Annotated in this window: 17 protein-coding genes and 5 pseudogenes; 15 read left to right on the forward strand and 7 right to left on the reverse strand. The window is 65.2% G+C overall.

Annotation, left to right across the window (positions count from 1 at the left end):
- Positions 1-64 precede the first annotated feature (64 nt).
- Positions 65-475, forward strand: a complete 411-nt coding sequence (locus AC1DY5_RS10660; protein WP_478111257.1) for a hypothetical protein — start codon at positions 65-67, stop codon at positions 473-475.
- Between the two features lie 357 nt (positions 476-832).
- Positions 833-1,233 (forward strand): annotated as a pseudogene (locus tag AC1DY5_RS10665) (DUF4158 domain-containing protein); the annotation flags it as partial.
- Positions 1,234-1,304: 71 nt separating this feature from the next.
- Here the strand turns inward: AC1DY5_RS10665 and AC1DY5_RS10670 are convergent.
- Positions 1,305-1,490, reverse strand: a complete 186-nt coding sequence (locus AC1DY5_RS10670) for a DUF3606 domain-containing protein (RefSeq protein WP_478111258.1) — start codon at positions 1,488-1,490, stop codon at positions 1,305-1,307.
- 402 nt (positions 1,491-1,892) lie between these two features.
- Between AC1DY5_RS10670 and AC1DY5_RS10675 the strand changes: the two genes are divergently transcribed.
- From AC1DY5_RS10675 to AC1DY5_RS10695, 5 genes and pseudogenes are all read left to right on the forward strand, one after another.
- The gene (locus tag AC1DY5_RS10675; protein ID WP_478111259.1) at positions 1,893-2,873 is read left to right on the forward strand and encodes a hypothetical protein; all 981 of its coding nucleotides are present in this window, start codon (positions 1,893-1,895) and stop codon (positions 2,871-2,873) included.
- A gap of 54 nt (positions 2,874-2,927) precedes the next feature.
- Positions 2,928-3,221 (forward strand): annotated as a pseudogene (locus tag AC1DY5_RS10680) (DNA polymerase ligase N-terminal domain-containing protein); the annotation flags it as partial.
- 50 nt (positions 3,222-3,271) lie between these two features.
- Positions 3,272-3,493: a hypothetical protein gene (locus tag AC1DY5_RS10685; protein ID WP_478111260.1), complete on the forward strand. Its 222-nt coding sequence runs from the start codon at positions 3,272-3,274 to the stop codon at positions 3,491-3,493.
- A 683-nt stretch (positions 3,494-4,176) separates the two neighbouring features.
- Entirely contained in the window at positions 4,177-5,313 is a 1,137-nt protein-coding gene (locus AC1DY5_RS10690; protein WP_478111261.1) for a sensor histidine kinase, read from the forward strand.
- A gap of 194 nt (positions 5,314-5,507) precedes the next feature.
- Positions 5,508-5,819 (forward strand): annotated as a pseudogene (locus tag AC1DY5_RS10695) (Tn3 family transposase); the annotation flags it as partial.
- A gap of 159 nt (positions 5,820-5,978) precedes the next feature.
- Here the strand turns inward: AC1DY5_RS10695 and AC1DY5_RS10700 are convergent.
- The 6 genes from AC1DY5_RS10700 to AC1DY5_RS10725 are packed head-to-tail and all read right to left on the reverse strand — an operon-like array spanning position 5,979 to position 13,852.
- Positions 5,979-6,674 (reverse strand): TetR/AcrR family transcriptional regulator, encoded by a 696-nt coding sequence (locus tag AC1DY5_RS10700; protein WP_478111262.1) that lies wholly within the window; start codon positions 6,672-6,674, stop codon positions 5,979-5,981.
- Positions 6,675-6,717: 43 nt separating this feature from the next.
- Entirely contained in the window at positions 6,718-7,899 is a 1,182-nt protein-coding gene (locus AC1DY5_RS10705; protein WP_478111263.1) for an acetyl-CoA C-acyltransferase, read from the reverse strand.
- Positions 7,892-10,882: an AMP-binding protein gene (locus AC1DY5_RS10710; RefSeq protein WP_478111264.1), complete on the reverse strand. Its 2,991-nt coding sequence runs from the start codon at positions 10,880-10,882 to the stop codon at positions 7,892-7,894. The genes AC1DY5_RS10705 and AC1DY5_RS10710 overlap by 8 nt, the downstream gene beginning before the upstream one ends.
- Before the next feature lie 6 nt (positions 10,883-10,888).
- Positions 10,889-11,872, reverse strand: coding sequence for a Bug family tripartite tricarboxylate transporter substrate binding protein (locus AC1DY5_RS10715; RefSeq protein ID WP_478111265.1), 984 nt, complete (start codon positions 11,870-11,872; stop codon positions 10,889-10,891).
- The gene (locus AC1DY5_RS10720) at positions 11,869-12,795 is read right to left on the reverse strand and encodes an SDR family oxidoreductase (RefSeq protein WP_478111266.1); all 927 of its coding nucleotides are present in this window, start codon (positions 12,793-12,795) and stop codon (positions 11,869-11,871) included. The genes AC1DY5_RS10715 and AC1DY5_RS10720 overlap by 4 nt, the downstream gene beginning before the upstream one ends.
- Positions 12,796-12,826: 31 nt before the next feature.
- On the reverse strand, positions 12,827-13,852 hold the full coding sequence (locus AC1DY5_RS10725) for a Bug family tripartite tricarboxylate transporter substrate binding protein (RefSeq protein WP_478111267.1): 1,026 nt from the start codon (positions 13,850-13,852) through the stop codon (positions 12,827-12,829).
- A 190-nt stretch (positions 13,853-14,042) separates the two neighbouring features.
- Here AC1DY5_RS10725 and AC1DY5_RS10730 point away from each other — a divergent pair.
- The 8 genes and pseudogenes from AC1DY5_RS10730 to AC1DY5_RS10765 all read left to right on the forward strand — a co-directional run.
- Positions 14,043-14,369 (forward strand): annotated as a pseudogene (locus tag AC1DY5_RS10730) (FAS1-like dehydratase domain-containing protein); the annotation flags it as partial.
- 110 nt (positions 14,370-14,479) lie between these two features.
- Positions 14,480-14,758, forward strand: coding sequence for a hotdog family protein (locus AC1DY5_RS10735; RefSeq protein WP_478111273.1), 279 nt, complete (start codon positions 14,480-14,482; stop codon positions 14,756-14,758).
- Between the two features lie 58 nt (positions 14,759-14,816).
- Positions 14,817-15,980: an acyl-CoA dehydrogenase family protein gene (locus tag AC1DY5_RS10740; protein ID WP_478111270.1), complete on the forward strand. Its 1,164-nt coding sequence runs from the start codon at positions 14,817-14,819 to the stop codon at positions 15,978-15,980.
- 64 nt (positions 15,981-16,044) lie between these two features.
- Entirely contained in the window at positions 16,045-16,920 is an 876-nt protein-coding gene (locus AC1DY5_RS10745; protein ID WP_478111271.1) for an SDR family NAD(P)-dependent oxidoreductase, read from the forward strand.
- A 92-nt stretch (positions 16,921-17,012) separates the two neighbouring features.
- Entirely contained in the window at positions 17,013-18,221 is a 1,209-nt protein-coding gene (locus tag AC1DY5_RS10750; protein ID WP_478111272.1) for an acetyl-CoA hydrolase/transferase family protein, read from the forward strand.
- A gap of 42 nt (positions 18,222-18,263) precedes the next feature.
- Positions 18,264-19,460 (forward strand): acetyl-CoA C-acetyltransferase, encoded by a 1,197-nt coding sequence (locus tag AC1DY5_RS10755; protein WP_478111268.1) that lies wholly within the window; start codon positions 18,264-18,266, stop codon positions 19,458-19,460.
- Positions 19,461-19,509: 49 nt separating this feature from the next.
- Positions 19,510-19,626: pseudogene (locus AC1DY5_RS10760) on the forward strand (IS6 family transposase); the annotation flags it as partial.
- Between the two features lie 519 nt (positions 19,627-20,145).
- Positions 20,146-20,458, forward strand: a 313-nt coding sequence (locus AC1DY5_RS10765; protein WP_478111269.1) for a hypothetical protein, incomplete at its 3' end; no start/stop codon positions are given.

Below are 20,458 nucleotides of genomic sequence, written 5' to 3' on the forward strand. Positions count from 1 at the left end.
ATGTTGGGACTGGTGCTTCGTCCCGCGCAGCTCGATACACCGCTATCACTAGATCAACTCGCCGATGTTGGGACTGGTGCTTCGTCCCGCGCAGCTCGATACACCGCTATCACTAGATCAACTCGCCGCTGCAAGGCCCTCACCCCACGACCCTCGTTCAACCCACGCGCTGCGGATTGCCGGCGAAGGTTGGTCCCTACGCGACGTCTTGGCACACGGCGTAATCGATTACCATCCAACGATCGCCGGTTCGCCTGTGGAGGTTGCCGATCACATGCAGAAGTGGTTCGAGGCCGATGCCGTTGATGGCTTCTGGTTGTGTCCGGATGTCTTCGAGGACGGGCTGCCGTCACTCGTCGACGAAGTGGTCCCGATTCTTCAAGAGCGCGGCCTGTTCCACCGTGAATATCAAGGAGTGACACTGCGCGATCATCTTGGCGTGCAACGTCAATATGGGCGTGATCCGCGCATTTAGCCCCGATGGCCAGGTCAAACTGCTCCTCTGATGGCCACCCAAGCTGCCCCAGGCAGGGGTTGTCGTACTTTTCGTGCAAATCAGTGCGCTTTTCTCGCAGCCCAGCAGCCATGCGGGCTTCCGTTTGATGGCGCAGGTGCCAGACGCGCCCCGCCCTGCCAGGGACCGAGCCGGTACATTGGCGGCCCTGCGTTTTGGAGCCTGTCATGCCCTGCTCGACTCGTTTTCGGTGCACAGAGTGACGCTTCGCAAGGCCAGTACTGGCGCGGGTGACGGTCCGCAAGTCCTTGATTTGCTTGGGATTGCTGTTCACTTTCGCCGGGCGTATCGTGCCTGCCCCACCAACGGAGGCGCGCGATGCAAGGCTGGCAGACGACATTTCTGGGCATGCGCGAGTTGCCGCACGATCTCAGCGCCTTCGAGTTGCAGGCATTCTTCACCTTCAGTCGTGCCGAACATGACCTGATCCAGTCACGGCGCGGCGACTCGCTCAAGCTGGGCCTGGCGTTGCACATCGGGATCCTGCGCATGAGTGGCCGGCTGCTGGAAGTTGTGCGGGTCGTGCCAGCGGCACTGTGGCGGCACTTGGGCAACGAGTTGGGTATCGATGCCCCCGAGATCGCCTCGCTGCGTGCCATGTATGGCCGTGGCAGCACCCTTTCGACCACCAGCAGGTCGCCTGCGAAGCGCTCGGATTCCGTTGGATGACCGAGCATCAGCGGCGTGCCCTGGTCCGGTTGCTCAGCGACGAAGTGTCGCGGCGATCGAGCGGAGGTGGTCGGTCATGTAGGGGGAGTTTCCTCAGAAAGATGGCGAAGGGACTGCCATCCTACTTCTGAGGCTTCCCCAGATGCTGGCGCACTGCGTCGGCGCTGACACCGACCGCCGCCACAGCTTCTCGCAGCTTCTCCTCGGATACCCCGAGGGCTTCGGTCCAGTAGTGGATCTCATGGTCCTCATTCACGTTGATGCGGGCGCGATCCTGTGCGCCGCGGTTCGACTTGTCGTCTCGCATGGATGTCTCCTTCTCAAGGTTCTGAGGACTTGCTCGGCGTTGGGGGGCGCCCGGTGCGCCTCGCTCTGTGCCCTTCGTCACGTTGGGGCCGTCGTTCGGTCCGATCGGCCCTTCGCGCCGGGCTCGATCTTCGAGGTCTCTTTCGTTGGATCAATGGGCGCGGCTGGTTGCTTCACGCTGGTGCTGTTGTCTGCCATGGAAGTCTCCTTTCGGTCGACTACGTTCCTGCGTACCCCACTGAGGCAGCGTAGGAGCCTGCCGAGGCCTCAGGTCCGCTCATGCCGTCACACAAGGGTTCGCAGCCGGTGGGTCGTCACCTACTTGAGGCGAGGTGTCTCACGTACAGGAAAGCTGGCGATCGACACGTCTATTGCACGCACCATCAACTGAAGGAGAAGCGACATGGCCACTTACACCCAAGAATCCGCGGTGGTTGCCGCGGGCGCCGGGCGGCAACTGCCCATTGAACCCGAAGGTGCGTCTCGCTCAGCGGTCTCCTGGCCTGCGGTGTTCGCGGGAGCTGCAGCTGCTGCTGCGCTCACCCTCGTCATGATGCTGCTGGGCGCCGGGATGGGCCTGGGACTGAGCTCCCCTTGGGAGGGTGAAGGCGCCGAGGCGAAGACGATTGGCATCGCGGGCATTTTCTGGATCACCTTCACCCAGCTCGCGGCGTCAGGACTTGGCGGATACCTGGCTGGGCGCTTGCGTAGGAAATGGAGCGGGCTTCACACCGACGAAGCGCGTTTCCGAGATACGGCTCACGGCTTTCTATCCTGGGCCGTTGCCACGTTGGTCACCTTCGCACTGGTGGCTTCGGCGGTTGGCTCGGCGGTGAGCGCCGGTGCCAAAGCCGGAATGGGCGTTGCCAGCACCGTTGCAGGCGGGGCTGCTACCGCAACCGCAGCCGCCGGGGCGGCTGCTGCCACGCGGTCGGGAGATGACGCAAGCGGCGGCCCGATGGCTTACCTGACGGATTCCCTATTCCGCAAGGAGCCTGGCGCAGCCAGCCCCGCCGCCGCTCCTGGTGCGACAGGTGCGCCGGGTGGTGCCTCTACAGAGAGCGCCTCTACTGCAGAGGTAGGCCGAATTTTTGCCAATGCCCTGCGCACCGGCACGCTCCCACCAGAGGACAGCAAATACGTGGCCCAGGTCGTTGCGCAACGAACGGGGTTGAGCCAACCGGACGCCGAGAAGCGCGTCAACGACACTTTCACTCGAGCCAAGACGACACTGGACGAGGCGAAGACAAAGGCAAAGGCGGCAGCGGACGCCGCTCGAAAGGCTGCCTCCTATGGATCGCTCTGGGTGTTCCTGTCGCTGGTGATCGGGGCTCTCTTCGCGTCCTACTGCGCGACTCTCGGAGGTCGTCAACGGGATCTGTGACATGAATTGCTCCCCCGCGCGCGTCGCGGGGGCGCGGCCCCGTATATTCCTCTCATGGTGTCTTCGACCCCTCTTGCGAAGTACAAGGCGAAGCGCAACTTCGCTGTGACGCCCGAGCCGGCCGAGGGCGGCGAGTCCGCGGCGGACGGCCTGCAGTTTGTGATTCAGAAGCACTGGGCGACCCGGCTTCACTACGACTTCCGGCTCGAGCTGGACGGCGTGATGCTGAGCTGGGCCGTGCCCAAGGGCCCGAGCTACGACACTGCCGACAAGCGGATGGCCGTCCAGACCGAGGACCACCCCATCTCGTACAACCAGTTCGAAGGGACCATCCCCCCGAAGCAGTACGAGGGCAGCCAGACGGGGCCTCACAATCGCACTGTCCCTGAAAGACTTCTATGCCGCTCGACTTCCTGCGCAAGATCGAACATGCCGAATTCCCATTGACTGTCACCGATGATAGCGAGATCGCCGACTTGGAAATTCTCAAGGGTGCCTGCTTGGTCATCGCGGCGATTCCTCCGCGCGCCGGGGGAAGCGCACATGGCGAGCAGAGGCGCGCGGTCGTCCTGCAGATCACGCAAGACGGACGCTCCCTGCTGGCAAGACATCGCCTTTAGCGCGCTGAGAGTGACCGCCGCCTACGAGCCCGGCGGCTCTCGAGCGGGAGTTGCGTGGGCTGCGCCAGTGAAAAGCCCCGGCCGTTTCTGGTCAGGGCAAGAGGTCGGCGGTCGACCTTGGAGAAAGGGACACAGAGTTCTGAGGTTCTCGTCTGAACCTTAGTTCAGCAGTCCCACCTACGACGCTACGAGATGCTGTTTTGGAGACCATCACGCCGTCCGGATTCCATAGCATGACCATGGGAACGACCGAGCGCAGCATCAAGGCGGTGGCCGCCTTCATATGCGTGGGCCATCGGGCGAGAGGACCGACGCTTGTGTGGCTCCAGTCGAGCGCTCGAATGAGTCCAGAGAACTCGCCCCCGCCGGTCAGCAATGCCAGAGTAGTGTCTTCGCGTTGCATCAAGATCCCCGACACAGATTTGAACGGTGCTTTTTGCTCGACCGGACGCTGTTTTGGCGTCCGTCTGGGCCGCATCCGCGCCCATAATGTAGCGTTGATGCCGGACGTAGCTCCGACCGCGAGGTTGGGCATCGAAAACAGGACTCCTGGCCAGGACCAGCTTCAATTTCGGAAGAATGGAGAATCCGGCAAGCAATCCGGCGTTGCCGGACGCCAAATCCGCGTCTTGACCGCTACGATGGGTCGGCGTCCGTCACGGACAGCTCCAAGGAAGGTTGTCATGCGTCTGGCGGACTTCATCGAAGACAACGTAGAGCCCATTCTCTCGGCCGCGGAGGCAGTCGCCGCAACCATGCTGCCCGCTGCTTCGCATCTGGATTCGGCGGCCCTGCGGGATCACATGCCCATGATCCTCGCTGCCGTGGCCCGGGACCTGCGCTCGGCCCAAACAGCGGAGGAGCAACTTGCCAAATCGCTCGGTAAGCAGGCCCGCCCCCATGGAGCGCCGGAAACCGCCGCTCAGACCCACGCGCTCTTGCGCGCAAAGGCTGGCTTCGACATAGAGCAACTTGTGGCTGAATACCGGGCCTTGCGTGCCTCCGTGCTTCGGCTGTGGTTTGAAGGCGGCAAGGCGGGCGGCCCTGAGACACAGGACGACCTGGTTCGCTTCAACGAAGCCATTGACCAGGCGGTGGCGGAGTCGGTTTCCTACTTCACCGCCGAAATGGATCGGTGGCGCCATGTTTTCCTTGGGGTCCTTGGGCATGATCTGCGCGGTCCGCTCAATGCAATCCTCCTTACGGCCGAAATACTTTCGAAAATGACCACCGAGGCTCCTCTGAGCCAACACACCGTGCGGCTGATCCAGAGCGGAAAGCGCATGAAGACCCTGCTGGACGATCTGCTGGACTTCAGTCGCGCCTCGCTCGGACTGGGTCTGGGCCTTCACCGTTCCGCAGTCGATCTCGCAACGATCTGCTTCGAAGAAGTCGAGTTGTTGCGCACCGCCCTTCCCGACGTCGAGATCGGCTTCCGGTCGGAGGGAGAAACCCTTGGCAGCTTCGACGGTTCGCGCGTGCGCGAGGCCGTTGGCAATCTGGTCACCAACGCCGCGCGCTACGGCACACCGGGCACGGTGATCGATGTCGCCCTGATCGGCAATGTCGACCAAGTGCGGTTGTCAGTATCGAACTCCGGCGTCCCAATACCAAAGGAAGACCTCCACGCGCTTTTCGAACCACTGAGAAGGGGTCGCCCGCTGGACGAGATCGCCCACCGCGCCAACCTCGGTCTCGGTCTGTTCATCGTGAGGGAGATCGCCAAGGCACATGGCKGGGAAATTCAAGTTGAATCTGCGGCAGGAACCACGGTTTTCACGATGGTGCTGCCGCATGAAGCGATGGGATCGGACGCGTGATACTGTGTGTAGAGCAAGACTCGTCGGCCATCATCGCGCGGGTTCAATCGCGATCGCAGCCGAGGCCGACCGCTGCGGTCGGTCTGAGGATCAGACACGGCGGCCACGGCGTTTGGCCGATGGTGGCGCCGCCCTGGTCGAACTCAAAGCGTCGACCGGCCAGGCCATCATGACGACGGTGCCTGCCGCGACAGCTCAAGCGCGCGATCTATACCGGCCGCGTCGCGCCGGCGCAGGCCCGGCGTGCCGACGAGATGCAGGCCGTGGCCGACGCGCTGAGCCTGTTGGCCAACATCGTGATGGCGTGGAACACGGCGCAGATGCAGGCGGTGTTGGACCGGTGGGCCAACCGGCGCCAGATCGTGCCGCCAGAATTGACCGGGCGCATCGCGCCGACCCGTCTCGAGGGCATCAACCTGCGGGGCGTCTTCCGCTTCCCTGTCGAGCGCTATGCGGCGCAGCTCCTGCCGTCGCAAACCGCAGGCAAAACAAGGGCCAGTGGCTGAAATCGACCTCCGAACGACGCGCTTTGGAGTAGCAAGCGAGGGGTAACAGAGCGTGAACGACAAGGTCTTGCGTGCGTCGACCCCGCGAAACCCGCACCAATGCACAGCGGTCACTTTTTGCACTGAAATCAAATGGACCCCGTCCTTAACGACCTTGGGTTAAGTTCTCGGCCCGGGGACCGCGTCGACCGCTCCAAGTGCGCTGCTTTGCACCCCCAGCTCGGGCTTCGGGCTGCGCATCAATGCAATAGCTCTCACAAACATCTCGAAAACCCGCCGTGAAACTCCCAGCGGATCCTTGCGCAGTACGTAGCGCGGTGTGTTCTGCGGATTGATGAGGACGGTCGCGAGCCCCTGGCACACCGTCCACGCCGCGAGCGTTGCATCGCGGCTACCCTCCATCGATCCCTCGTTCTCGAGAAGATAGTCCGCGACTGCGGATTCCAGCAGGCTGTAAGAGCGTGTCGCTGCGTCGTTGAGTTCCGGAAACAGCGTCTTGTCAGGGATCTCCGGGCCGTGCATCAATTGGTACAGCGCTGGATGCGCCAGCGCGAATTCCACATAGGCCATCAACACGGCCATCAGCCGCTCACCGGGCGTGCGCTTGTCCTTCAGCGCACCGATGCGGTAGTCGAACAGCATTCGAAAGCCCTGGGCCGCGATCGCTGCCAAAAGCGCCGCCTTGGTTTCGAAATGGTGCAGCGGCGCCGTCTGCGTCACGCCCACGCGTTTCGCGATCTCGCGCATGGTGAGGCTACCAAGGCCCTCCGCTTCGACGATCGCCATGCCCTGGGCCAGCAGTTCCTCGCGCAGATTGCCGTGGTGGTAGGCGCTTTTCTTGGTTTTGGCGGTCATCGTCGGCCGTATGTTACCGGTGCCACCACCGTCCCCAACGGCGCTAGTCCTTCGCGACCTCGAACAAGCCCGCTGCGCCCATGCCGCCGCCGATGCACATGGTGACCACGACGTACTTCACACCTCTGCGCCGCCCCTCCTGGAGCGCGTGGCCGGTCATGCGCGCGCCCGACATGCCGAAGGGATGGCCGATCGTGATGGCACCGCCGTTGACGTTCAAGCGATCCTGGGGAATCCCGAGCCGATCCGCGCAATAGAGCACCTGCACCGCAAAGGCCTCATTGAGTTCCCAGAGACCGATGTCGTCCACCGTCAGTCCCGCCCGCTGGAGGAGTTTCGGCACAGCGGAGACGGGACCGATGCCCATTTGGTCGGGCGCGCAGCCGGCGACCGCGAAGCCGCGGAACCAGCCCAGCGTCGGCAGGCCGCGCCGGGCGGCCAGGTCCGCATCCATCACCACGCAGGCGGCCGCGCCGTCCGACAGCTGGCTTGCATTGCCCGCCGTCACCGTCCCACCTTCAAGCACCGGCTTCAACCCCGCCAGCGTCGCGGCGGTCGTGCCGGCGCGCGGACCTTCGTCCTTCGCGAGTTCGGCGGTTTCCTCCCGCGTGCTGCCATCGCGGTCCTGGCGGCGCGTGGTCGTCACGACTGGCACGATCTCTTCGTCGAATTGGCCTTCCGCCTGCGCCTGAGCATAGCGCAGCTGACTTAAGGCGGCGTACTCATCCTGGCGCTCGCGCGAGATGCCGTAGCGCTGCTGCACGACTTCTGCCGTGTCGAGCATCGGCATGTAGACCTGCGGCGCATGAGCCGCGAGCCAGGGCTCCTCGCGCATGAATTTGTTGGTGTGTTCGCGCACGCAACTGACCGACTCGGTCCCGCCGGCCACCGCGAGCTGCAGCCCGCCGGCGCGGACGGCCTGAGCGGCGATCGCGATGCTCTGAAGCCCGGACGAGCAGTAGCGGTTGACGGTCATGCCCGGGACACTTTCCGGCAGCCCGGCCGCGAGGGCGGAGATGCGGCCGATGTTGAAGCCATTGGCGCCCTCGGGAAAGGCGCACCCAAGGATCACATCCTCGACTTCGTCGGCGGCTACGCCGGCACGCGCGACGGCGTGGCGCACCACGTGAGCGCCGAGTGTTCCACCGTGCGTGAGATTGAGGGTTCCCCGGAAGGCTTTGCCGATGGGGGTACGGGCATAGGAAACAATAGCTGCATCACGCATGGGTCAGCTCAGTCGGGTCGAGTGAAAGTGAAGGTGGAGAGAAGGTCGACGAGGCAGAGGAAAGCGCTCGCGGGACCGGGCCGACACGGTGCGCGGCGAAGCCCCGGAGCGCATCCATGGCCTGCGCTTCTCCCGTGAAGACGGCAAAGCTGCCGAGCGCGAAGGCTTCGCGCACATGGGCATGCGGGCTGTAGACAACCAGCGGCTTGGCCGCGGCTTCCATCGCGGTCCGGCACTCGCGCGCGAAGCGTGGCACGTCGTAGCTGGGCCCGCCCACTGCCAGCAGGCCCAATGCGGCAGCGTCCACCGCTTCGTCGCGCAGCACGACCTGCATCACGTCACCCAGTAGCGCGGGATTGGTCAGGAGCATGGCCGTCAGGTCGACAGGATTCCGGTTCAGCGAGAAGTCCGGCAGCAGCTCAGCCAACTGCCGTTCGGACTCGGCTGACAGACGCGCGAGCGGCAGGTCGTGAGCCTCCGCCTCATCGGCTGCGAGCACGCAGGAGGCGCCCGAGTTGCTGACCAGAGCCAGCCGCGGCGCATGGCCTGAAGAAGAACGAGCGGGCGCCGGCGCAAGGTAGAGCGGAACGCTCGCCACCAGCTCGATCAAGCCGGGAAATGTGCGGCAGCCATGCGCGTCGAACAGGGCGTCGAGATCAGCGCCGCCCGCACCGGCGGAACCGGTGTGCAGATCCGCAGAGCGGCCGCCGTGGCCGGAACGCCCCGAACGCACAGCAAGCACCGCGACGCCGCGCTGCCGGGCCGCGTCGAGCGCCGCGGCCATGCGCACGGGATCCGGCACGTTCTCCAGATAGAGAAGAACCAGGCGCACCCCGGCCCGCTGCACCAGCGCGTCGATCAGATCCGCCGTGTCTACATCGGCCTCGTTGCCGGTGGCCGCCACGCAGCGCACGCCACAGCCGGCTTCGCGCAGCAAGGCATAGGCCGCCACGCCGAACGCACCGCTCTGCGAGACGATCGCTACCGGACCATCCTGCGGAACATGGTCGGTGTAGATCGAGGCGAAGGACAGCACCGCGCCGGTGTCGAAACTGGCGACACCGATGCTGTTGGGCCCCACCAGGCGGAGGCCACCGGCGCGGCAGATCTCGGCCAGACGCTCCTGGCGGGCCCTGCCCACAGCGCCGACCTCTGCATACCCCGATGCGAACAACAGCGCATGCCGCACGCCCAGACGCACGCATTCGCTCAACTGCTGTTCCGCCTGCTCAGCGCCAATGCACAGGATCACCGCGTCCGGCACTTCCGGCAGCCGATCGAGCGCTGCATAGGCAGGCAGGCCCTGCACGCTGTCGGCGCGAGGATTGACCGGGTAGATCCGACCGGCGAAACCCTGCTCCTTCAGGTACTTGATGGGGCGGCCACCGACCTTGTTCGGGTTGTCGGACGCGCCCACGACGGCGACCGAGCGGGGTGCCAACAGACTGTCGAGCGACGGTCGCGCGCGCGTCGGCGCTTCGTTGGCCAGTGCTTTCAGCTTCGCCTTCAGAAGCTTGCCAGTACTGGTGGCCGGCAGCTGCGCCATCGCGTGCACTTCGGCCGGCACCTTGTAGGGCCCAAGCCTTTCGCGCAGGAATGCGCGCAGTTGCGCAGGGTCGACGATGTGGCCCTGCTCCGGCTCGACGTAGGCGACGATTTCTTCATCGCCCGGTACGCTGCGCCCGACAACCGCGCACTGCGCCACGTGGGGGAATTCGGCGATCGCCTTCTCGACCTCGGCCGGGTACACATTGAAGCCGCCACGGATGATCATCTCCTTGCTACGGCCCACGATGGAGAGATCGCCCTCGGCCCCGAAGAGACCGACGTCGCCCGTGTGCAGCCAGCCCTGCGCATCGATCGCCGCGCGCGTCTGCTCGGGATCCCGGAAATAGCCTTGCATCACGTTGGGCCCACGGATGCAGACCTCGCCGCGCTCGCCGGGGCCGACCTGCGCGCCGCTCGCGTCCATGAGCACCACTTCCACACCGGGGATCGGCCAGCCCGCCGTGACGTCCTTCGGCGGCGGGTGGCCGAAAGTGCGCGTCGCGGAGGGTGCCGACTCCGTGAGGCCGTAGCCATGGTGCAGACGCAGTCCGAGCAAGGCTTCGGACTGCGCCTTGCGAGAAGCATCGATCAGCGAGCCGCCGATATAGGCCATGCGCATCCGGTTCGGCGTCAGTGTCCTGCCATTGTGCTGGGCCCACTCGTGCAGCCGCGCGTACATCGCCGGCACGCCCGGGAACACGGTGACGGTGCCATCGGAAATGGCATTGCCCAACTTCTCGGCCGAAAAGCGGTCGATAAGGCGCAACGTAGCGCCCGCGCGCAGGCCGCACAGCAACACGGTGATCAGGCCGAAGGAATGCGAGATCGGCAAGGCGTGAAAAACGACGTCGTCGGGCATCAGCAATTCCTGCTGCCTGGCCACGCGCGTGACGAAGTCGAGGTTGGCATGCGTCAGCATGACCCCCTTGGGCATGCCGGTGCTGCCCGAGGTGTAGATCATGAGGGCGACATCGTCCGGTGCACYGTCATCGCTGGCCTCGGCTGCCGTGCCCGCACCTTCGAATATCTGCAGGCGGCCGYCGGGAAGGCCCTGCCGCGTGCCGTGCGCTCCCCGCCGCTCGGCGTGAGTTCGCGCATCGGCCGAGGCCTCCGCCGCGAAGTAGACCAGGCGCGGCTCGCAGTGCGCGCAGATCGCGTCCACTTCCCCGGCCGACATGCGGGAGTTGAGCGGTACCGCCCATGCGCCGGCACGGATCGCTGCCAGCAGGGCAACGACCATGTCCTCGCTGTTCTCGCCTACCAACACCATTCGCTGGCCAGGCGCCAGCCCGGCGTCAGTCAATATTTGCGCAGCGGCGTCTATGCGACCCGACAGCTCCGCATAAGACAGCGTGCGCCCATCCTCCAGCGCCAGGGCCGCCTCGGCGCCACGCCCGAGCGCAACCACCTCCTCCACGATGCGATCGATTTTCATGAGTTCCTAGTCGATGTGAATGTTCTTGGCCTTGATCAGAGGGCCCCACAGTGCGCGCTCGCGGCCGATGAAGGCGTCGAACTCCGCGGGCTTAAGCGGCGGCGCCATCACCAGTCCAAGCGCCTCGAACTGCTCGCGAAACGCCTTCTCCGAGCTTGCTTTGACGATGGCCTGATTGAGTCGCTGCATCACCGCCGGCGGTGTCGCCGCGGGCGCCACGATGCCGTACCAGGTGGAAACGTTGTAGTTCGGCAGCCCGCTCTCTGCGACCGTCGGCACGTGTGGAAGCACGCCGACCCGCTCGTGCGTGGTCACGGCGATCGGCCGGAGCTTGTCGCCCTTGGCCAGTGCCATGGCGCTGGCCACCGCGTCCACCGACAGCTGCACATCACCGGCCATCACCGCATTCAGCGCTGGTGCGCTGCCGTTGTAGGGAATGTGGTTCATCGAGATGCCGGCTTCCGACTGCAGCATCTCGATCGCCAGGTGTGTGCTGCCGCCCGTGCCGGTCGATGCGAAGGCGACCTTGCCCGGCTCCGCCTTGGCAAGGCGCAGCAGGTCTGCCAGCTTCTGGATCGGACCCGAYGCGTTGACCGAAAGCACCAGCGGCGTGATCGCCACGTTGGCCACGCCGGTGAAGTCCTTTGTCGGCTGATAGCGCAGGTTGGAAACCAGCATCGGGTTCAACACCACGGTGGCGGCCGTCGCCAGAAGGAGCGTATAGCCGTCGGCCGGTGCGGTCGACACGGCGATGGCACCGATCGCCGTGTTGGCTCCCGGCTTGTTCTCCACGATGACAGGCTGCTGCAGATCGTGGCGCATTGATTCGGCCAAGCGGCGCGCCAGGCTGTCCGCGATGCCGCCCGGGCTGTAGGGAACGACCAGCTTGATCGGCCGATCGGGGAAGGTGCTGGCGAGCGCGGGGGCGGCGCCGAAGGCGAGCGCCAGAGCCACACCGGTCGCCATGGCTTTCGTCAGGGAATGAGTCATGTCGAGGAGCCTTGCTGTGAGGCGGTGCCAGAAGCAGGCGCGGCGTCGGGCGCGGCGCGCAGCGATCTGTCGCGCTGGTCCTGGCTGCGGATGGCCTCGCGCATCTCGCGCCAGGCGTCGTCATCGAGCTCGGCCAACTCAGTGAAGGAGGCACCGTTCTGGCGATGGCCTGCGCCGTCGATCGCGATGGTCTCGCCGTTGATCCACTCGACGCCATCGGCCATGAGGAACACTGCCAGGTTCTGCAGCTCGGATATGCGTCCCAGCCGGTTCATCGGATTCCGCACTACGCTGTCCTCCCAGGCCGCCTTCGGGCTGAGGCGGCTATTGGCGCCTTCAGTCGGAAAGATGCCAGGCGCGATGGCATTCAGGCGGATGCCGTAGCGCCCCCACTCGATCGCGAGCGACTTCGTCATCACGTCGATGCCGGCCTTGCTCATGGCCGAGGGCACGACGAAGGGCGCGCCCGTACGCACCCAAGTCACGACGATGGAGATCACCGAGCCCTTGTGCCCGCTGGCGATCCAGCGCCGCCCCACATGGTGAGTGACGTAGTAGGTGCCATGCAGCACGATGTTGGCCACCGCGTCGAAACCACGCGGCGATACGTCCTGCGTACGGCTGACAAAGTTGCCCGCGGCGTTGTTGACCAGCCCGTCAAGCGGGCCGTGTTCCGCCCAGATGCGCTCGATCATCGCGTCGACCGAATCGGCCTCCCGGATGTCGACCGCGTGAGAACGTATCACACCGCCATAGCGCGCCGTCAGTTCCGCGGCAGCGGTATCGAGCATCGACCGGCGGCGCCCGCAGATATGGACCTCTGCGCCAAGCTGAAGGTAGCGTTCGGCGATTTCGCGGCCAAGGCCAGAGCCTCCGCCGGTAACAAGGATACGTTTGCCACGCAAGAGATTGGCTTCGAACATTCGATGACTTCCAGTGAGGATGGAGAAAGGGTTATTCGAGGACGATGTTCTTGGCTCGGATCAGAGGCGCCCAGCGCTCGCGCTCCTTGCCGATGTACTGAACGAACTCGGCCTGTGTCATGGCCGGAGGCACGGCCAGACCAAGCGCTTCGAATTGCTCGCGGAAGCTCCGGTCGGCGATTGCACGCGCCACCGAGGCGTTGAGCCGGTTCGCAACATCAGCGGGTGCGTTTCGCGGCAGCATCAGCCCGAACCAGGTCGTGACTTCGACGTTCGGATAGCCGCTTTCAGCCACCGTCGGAACCTCCGGCAAGGCCGGAAGGCGCTCGCGGCCGGTCACCGCCAGGGCACGCAGCTTGCCGCCCCGCACCAGCGACATCGAACTACCCGCCGCATCGGCGAAGAACTGCACGTCGCCGCCCATCAGGGCCGACTGCGCCGGCGCACTGCCATTGAAAGGCACGTGCACAAGGGAAATACCAGTCTCGCTCTGAAGCAGTTCAACTGCCAGATGCAACGAGCTGCCGGTGCCTGTGGATGCGTAGTTGAGCTTACCGGGATTCGCCTTGGCATCAGCGACAAACTCCCGCAGGGTACGGTTCGTCGAGTTGGGGCCGACCACCATAAGCATTGGCGTGATCGCTATACGCGCTACGGGGAGCAGCTCCTTTTCGGGATTGTAGGAGAGCTTGGGATACAGCAGCGGGTTGAGCACAGCGGTAGCGCCCGTCGCGAAGAGCACGGTGTACCCGTCGGGTGCGGCAGAAGCCACGGTGCGCGCACCCAGCGCAGTGTTGGCCCCCGGCTTGTTCTCGACGATGACCGGCTGCTGCAAGTCCTGCCGCATCAATTCGGCCAGCCGGCGTGCCAGGCTGTCGGTGATGCCTCCGGGGTTGTACGGGACGACCAGCTTGATCGGCTTTTCCGGGAATGCGGTCGCTCCCACGGAGCCAGAAGCACCCAGCACAAGCGGCAAGGCAATACCAGCGGCCAGGGCCTTGAACAAGCGCCTGCGGATGCACGCCGGGCCGAACTGCGAGAGCTTTTTATCGAACATTTTGGCTCCTATCAAAGAGGTACCTAAGAGCAAAGCTCCTGACGCTTCAATCTTAACGCCACTCAGTTAATAAGATCAAATTCAGGTTTTCCCTACGTTTTATCGATTGAAGACACGCAGACATCCATGCAAGAATCTAAACAACAGTCAGATTAATAGATGAGACCTGCAATCCCAAGGCGCCAACGACATGATTGACCGGTCGTTCATCGGGCACGCGCTCCCGAATTTCACCGTGACCCCGGACCCGCGAGGCCTGCGCGCCTTCGCGCTGGCGACCTCCCAACCGGACCCCGTCTTCTCGGATGCCGAGGCCGCGCAGGCGAGCGGCCTCCGTGGTTGCCCGATACCGCTGACCTACCTCTTCTGCCTCGAGATGGAAGGCCCTGATCCGACCGCCATGCGCCGCCTGCTGGACATCGACATCGCACGCGTGCTTCATGTCGAGCAGCGCTTCGAATTCCATGCCCCCACATTGGTCGGCGACGCGCTGCGTTTCGAGCCCGTGATCAAGGACATCTACGACAAGAAGAACGGCGCACTGGAATTCGTGGTCCGCCAGACGCTCGGTTGCAACGCGCTCGCCGTCGGCGCGGCACACGCATCGACTTCGCACGCGCGGCAGACATGCCCGACGTATTCGCGCACGACATGCTGGGGATGGCCTACTTGGCCCATGCGCTCACCGCCGTGGCGCCCGTGCACGCCTTGCGAAGCTCCGGCGTGCGCTTCGTCGCCGTCACCCACGTCAGCGACAGTCTGCGCTGCACGGCGCAGGTGGTCGAGGTGCTGGAGCGCGCAGGCGAGCGCATTGCGCGCCTGTCCCTGTGGGCAGCCGACCAGCACCAGCAGGTCAAGCTGCAGGGCGACGCCGAGATCGCCCTGCCCGCGGCGGCCAGCACCTGAGCGCGACTCTCGCCACGAAACAGCATCCTTCACATCCATCGACCTTGCATTCTTCGCCATGACACTTCCCGCCGACTACAGCTATCAGGACATCCGGGACGCGGTGCGTGCCCTCTGCGCCGAATTTCCCGCCGAGTACCACCGCAAGATCGACGAGCAACGCGCCTACCCGGAGGCCTTCGTCGACGCGCTCACGCGCGCCGGCTGGATGACCGCGCTGATCCCCGCCGAGTACGGCGGTTCGGGCCTCGGCTTGGCCGAAGCCTCGGTGATCATGGAAGAGATCAACCGCTCGGGAGGCAACTCCGGCGCCTGCCACGGCCAGATGTACAACATGAACACCTTGCTGCGCCATGGCTCGCGCGCTCAGAAGGATCTGTACCTGCCCAAGATCGCTTCGGGTGAATGGCGGCTGCAATCGATGGGCGTGACCGAGCCCACCACGGGCGCCGACACCACCAAGATCAAGACCACCGCGGTGAAGAACGGCGACCGCTACGTGATCAATGGGCAAAAGGTCTGGATCAGCCGCGTGCAGCACTCCGACTGGATGATTCTGCTCGCGCGCACCACGCCCCTGGCGGAAGTGAAGAAGAAGAGCGAGGGCATGTCGATCTTCATGGTCGACTTGCGCCAGGCCGAGAAAAGCGGGCTGACAGTGCGCCCGATCCCCAACATGGTCAATCACGAGACCAACGAGCTGTTCTTCGAGAACCTCGAGATCCCGGAAGCCAATCTCATCGGAGAGGAAGGTCAGGGTTTCAAGTACATCCTCGACGGGCTCAACGCCGAACGCACGCTGATAGCGGCCGAGTGCATCGGCGATGGCTACTGGTTCATCGATAAGGTCAGCAAGTACGTGAGCGAGCGCGTGGTCTTCGGCCGCCCGATTGGCCAGAACCAGGGCGTCCAGTTCCCGATCGCCGAGAGCTACATCGAGGTCGAGGCGGCCAATCTGATGCGCTGGAAGGCGTGCGCACTGTTCGACGCGCACCAGCCCTGCGGCGCGGAGGCCAACATGGCCAAATACTTGGCCGCAAAGGCCAGCTGGGAAGCGGCCAATGCCTGCATCCAGTTCCATGGCGGGTTCGGCTTTGCCAACGAGTACGACGTGGAGCGCAAGTTCAGAGAGACGCGTCTCTACCAGGTCGCCCCGATCTCCACGAACCTCATCCTGAGCTACGTGGCCGAGCATGTGCTCGGCATGCCGCGCTCCTTCTGAGCGGCGCCAGGGCACAACCCATTTCACACAGGACACGGACATGACGAACAAGACAGGCGACAGCATGGTGCAGGACAAGGTGGTGCTGGTCACCGGCGCGGGTGCGGGCATCGGCCGCGACCTCGCGCTCGGACTGGCACGCGAAGGCGCGCGAGTGGTGGTCAACGACATGGGCGATGCGGCGCACGGCGTGGTCGCAGAGATCCGCGACGCGGGCGGCGAGGCGCTCGCCTGCCTGGGCAGCGTGGCAGAGGCCGCCGCGGCACAGCGCATCGTCGATGCCGCGGTCGAGCGCTTCGGCCGGATCGACGGCGTGATCAACAACGCGGGCATCCTGCGCGACCGCTTCTTCCACAAGATGGGCGCGGACGAATGGGATGCCGTAATCAAGGTGCATCTCTACGGCACTTACTACATCAGCCGCGCCGCGGCCAATCACTTCAAGGAACAGGGCAGCGGCGCATTCGTGCACATGACCTCGACCTCGGGACTCATCGGCAACCTGGGCCAGGCCAACTACAACGCCGCAAAGATGGGCATCACCGCCCTCTCCAAGAGCATCGCGCTCGACATGCAGAAGTTCAACGTGCGCTCCAATTGCATCGCGCCGTTCGCCTGGACGGCGATGACCAGTTCGATCCCCACCGACACGCCCGATCAGATCGCACGCGTGGAGAAGTTCAAGCAGATGACGCCCGCGAAGATCGCCCCGCTGGCCGTCTACCTGCTCAGCGACGCAGCAGCGGCCGTGAACGCCCAGGTTTTCACCGTGCGCAGCAACGAGATCTTCCTCATGAGCCAGCCGCGCCCGGTGCGTTCCGTCCATCGCCAGGAAGGATGGACGGCGAAGAGCCTGGCCGAACACGGCATCCCGGCACTGCGTTCGGCCTTCGTTCCGATGGAGCGCTCGGCAGACGTCTTCACGTGGGATCCGATCTGAGCGAGAAGGCCCCGCAGCCCGGCGTCGCATCAGCGCTCCCGCCGCCGGCGGCGCTGGACCTCGGCCGGTGGATCCGCCCCGGCGACACGCTGATGTGGGGCCAGTCCAGCGCCGAGCCGGTGACGCTGGTGCGCGCCTATGCGGCGCAGCGCCACAACTTCGCGCGCAGCCGCGCCTTCCTTGGCATCGGTCTGTCGGGCCTGCTCGACGCCACGCATGCGGATGCGATCGACTTCGTCGGCTACTGCGGCAGCGGCACCAACCGCCGTCTCGGCGATGCGGGCGCGCTCGACATCCTGCCGTGCCACTACTCCGACCTGCCGGCGCTCATCCGCAGCGGCGCGCTACGCATCGACGTTCTCCTGCTGCAGGTACCGCCCGCCGACGCACAGGGCCGCCACAGTCTCGGCCTGGCGCACGAATACCTGCTGGCCGCACTGGACACGGCGCGCGTGGTGATCGCCGAAGTCAACGCGCAAATGCCATGGACCTGCGGTGACCGCCTGCTTCAGCCCAAGGAGATAGACGTGCGTGTCGATGCGTCGTATCCGCCGCTGCCCGCAGCCTCGGCATCGGTGGGCGAGAGGGAGTTGGCCATTGCAGCGCACGTCGCCGCGCTGGTGGAGGACGGCGCAACCCTGCAGTGCGGACTGGGCGCCATCCCGGAAGCGGTCCTCGGTGCGCTGCATGGCCGGCGCGACCTGGGCGTCCACTCCGGCACCGTCGGCGACGCCGTCATGGGACTGATGGAAGCCGGGGTGGTGAACAACGCGCGCAAGGGGCGCGACCCCGGTGCCAGCATCGCCGGTGTGCTGATGGGCAGCATACGCCTGCATCGCTTCGCGCACCACAACCCCGCGCTGCAGATGCGGGGCACCGAGTACACGCACCACCCCGAGGTGCTCGCGTCACTCTCTCGCTTCGTCGCGATCAACTCCGCGGTCGAGGTTGACCTGACCGGCCAGGTCAACGCCGAGATCGCCGCCCGCTCCTACGTGGGCGCCGTCGGCGGTGCCGTCGATTTCCTGCGGGGCGCCCAGCGCAGCCGCGGCGGTGTACCCGTGGTGGCACTGCCTTCGACGGCCGGGGCGCACAGCCGCATCGTCGCCACGCTCTCGGGGCCGGTGAGCACGCCTCGCTGCGACGCTGGCGTCTTCGTCACCGAATACGGCGTGGCCGACCTGCGCGGACTGCCGCTCGCCGCACGCATGCGGCGGATGCTCGACATCGCGCATCCGTCGCACCGCGCGCGCCTCGAACAAGAAGGCTTCGAAGCCAACCGAAGCCTCGCCCGGCGCTGAGCCGGTTCCATCTTCCATTCCATCTCGAACAGGACAACGACCATGAGACAAGCCTTCATCGTCAACCCGCTGCGCACCCCCGTCGGCACCTTCGGCGGCAGCCTGCAGCCGGTACCGGTCGAGGAACTGGCCGCCACCGTGGTGCGCGAGGTGATCTGGCGCAGCGACATCGATCCGCTGCGCATCGACGACGCGGTATTCGCCCAGTCCTACGCCAACAGCGAGACGCCCTGCATCGTACGCTGGGTGGCGCTGCAGGCCGGCCTGCCGGTCGAAGTGCCCGGCATGCAACTCGACCGCCGTTGCGGCGGCGGTCTGCAGGCGATCGCCACGGCCGCAATGATGGTTCAGAGCGGCGCGGCCGACGTAGTGCTGGCCGGCGGCGTGGAGAGCATGAGCAACATCGAGTACTACTCGACCGACATGCGCTGGGGCGCGCGCTCGGGCTCGGTGCGCATGCACGACCGGCTCGAGCGCGGCCGAGAATGCTCGCAGCCGGCCGAGCGCTTCGGCCCCATCTCCGGAATGATCGAGACGGCCGAGAACCTCGCGCGCGACCACGGCATCTCACGCAAGGCCGCCGATGCCTACGCGGTGCAGAGCCACCAGCGCGCCGCCGACGCTTGGGAGGCGGGCCGCTTCGCCGAAGAGATCGTTCCGGTGGCGGTACCGCAGCGCAAGGGAGACCCCGTGAGGTTCGCCCGCGACGAGGGCTTTCGCGCCGACACCTCGATGGACATCCTGGCCAGGCTGGGGCCTCTGATCAAGGGCGGCACGGTGACCGCGGGCAACGCCAGCCAGCAGAACGACGCCGCCGCCGCATGCCTCGTGGTCGCCGAGGACCAGCTCGCACACCTGGGGCTCGCGCCGATCGGCCGCTTCGTCGGCTGGGCAGCCGCCGGCTGCGAACCCTCGCACATGGGCATCGGTCCGGTGCCCGCGGTGAAGAAGCTGCTGGGGCGCATCGGGATGACGCTCGACGACATGGACCTGGTCGAGTTGAACGAGGCCTTCGCCTGCCAGGTACTGGCCGTGCTGAAGGGCTGGAACTGGGACGACCAGGCACGACTCAACGTGAACGGCTCGGGCATCTCGCTCGGCCATCCGATCGGCGCCACCGGCGTACGCATGATGTGCACCCTGCTGCACGAGCTGCGCTGGCGCGGGGGCCGCTACGGGCTGTCGACGATGTGCATCGGTGGCGGCCAAGGAATCGCCGCGGTGTTCGAGCGCACATGAACGACAGGGTTCTGTCGCGATAAGCCGGCGCTGGTACCCTGAAGGTCGGATGATGTCAGGGACGAAGACGGTGATTGAAGCGCTGCGCAAGGTGATCAAGCGGATGCGTTACCCGCTGGAGGTGATGCTGGTCTGCGTGCGGTGGTATGCGGCCTACCCTTTGAGCCCCTGCTGCGCACGCTGGCAGACGAGATCTCGAAAGGGGCGGCAAGCGCTCCACGCGGCTGACCACAAATGCCGCAGGGATTACTGGTAAACCCTTGGTTCTGACGTAAACCTCCGGCTTCGCAAAGGAACCGCTTCGGTCCTCCCTCCGTCACCCCAAAGGGCCAACGGCCGGTGTACGGGCGAGACCGGTCGTAGCAGACGTTCGAGCGATTGACCGGACCTGGCCGGGACCGCCTGACAGCTGCCGTTGGGCAACTCAGCGACCGCGTCAAAAGACCGCTATCGAGATCGACCTCGAACTCACAGTCCCGGCCACAACCGGACGTTCATCTTCGCGGCCTGATGGCAAGGAAGGCCAACGCGCCGTCAGAACAAGGCCAGGAATCGACGTTCGCGACTGACTTACAACACTCGCGGGCGAATTGCGGGATTGCTTCCACGAAGCTGGTGTGCACTAACCCGCCGAGCATCAACAATCAGGCGCAGAGCGACCGCCCTCTCCAAACTTGTAGACACCATGAACCACATGCTTCTGCGAATCATTGCGTCCACTGGGCTCATCGTAGGTGCTGTCCTCGGATTGACTGGCACGTTCGTCTCGTCTGCATCGCTTCGCGGACTGGCTTGGGGCCTCGATGGCGTGGCCCTCGTTGTCGCGACTGCGTTGCTGACCATTCATCACTTCCGGCGTGGACGCGACCTGATGGCTGCCGGATTCCTAGTCTTCGCGATCGGCGAAAGCCTGATTCTCTCTGGCGCTGCCATGGAGCCGATTGCCAGTATTCCTTCTTTTGGGAGCGGGGCCGGCTTGTGGGCTGCTTCGCTCGCAC

The sequence above is a fragment of the Variovorax sp. P4_D9 genome (assembly GCF_056401695.1).

Bases quoted from the DNA above. Each gene is read 5' to 3' on its own strand.
- AC1DY5_RS10660 (WP_478111257.1), top strand. From the start codon at position 65: ATGTTGGGACTGGTGCTTCGTCCCGCGCAGCTCGATACACCGCTATCA.
- AC1DY5_RS10670 (WP_478111258.1), bottom strand. From the start codon at position 1,490: ATGCGAGACGACAAGTCGAACCGCGGCGCACAGGATCGCGCCCGCATC.
- AC1DY5_RS10675 (WP_478111259.1), top strand. From the start codon at position 1,893: ATGGCCACTTACACCCAAGAATCCGCGGTGGTTGCCGCGGGCGCCGGG.
- AC1DY5_RS10685 (WP_478111260.1), top strand. From the start codon at position 3,272: ATGCCGCTCGACTTCCTGCGCAAGATCGAACATGCCGAATTCCCATTG.
- AC1DY5_RS10700 (WP_478111262.1), bottom strand. From the start codon at position 6,674: ATGACCGCCAAAACCAAGAAAAGCGCCTACCACCACGGCAATCTGCGC.
- AC1DY5_RS10705 (WP_478111263.1), bottom strand. From the start codon at position 7,899: ATGCGTGATGCAGCTATTGTTTCCTATGCCCGTACCCCCATCGGCAAA.
- AC1DY5_RS10720 (WP_478111266.1), bottom strand. From the start codon at position 12,795: ATGTTCGAAGCCAATCTCTTGCGTGGCAAACGTATCCTTGTTACCGGC.
- AC1DY5_RS10725 (WP_478111267.1), bottom strand. From the start codon at position 13,852: ATGTTCGATAAAAAGCTCTCGCAGTTCGGCCCGGCGTGCATCCGCAGG.
- AC1DY5_RS10735 (WP_478111273.1), top strand. From the start codon at position 14,480: ATGCCCGACGTATTCGCGCACGACATGCTGGGGATGGCCTACTTGGCC.
- AC1DY5_RS10740 (WP_478111270.1), top strand. From the start codon at position 14,817: ATGACACTTCCCGCCGACTACAGCTATCAGGACATCCGGGACGCGGTG.
- AC1DY5_RS10745 (WP_478111271.1), top strand. From the start codon at position 16,045: ATGGTGCAGGACAAGGTGGTGCTGGTCACCGGCGCGGGTGCGGGCATC.
- AC1DY5_RS10750 (WP_478111272.1), top strand. From the start codon at position 17,013: ATGTGGGGCCAGTCCAGCGCCGAGCCGGTGACGCTGGTGCGCGCCTAT.
- AC1DY5_RS10755 (WP_478111268.1), top strand. From the start codon at position 18,264: ATGAGACAAGCCTTCATCGTCAACCCGCTGCGCACCCCCGTCGGCACC.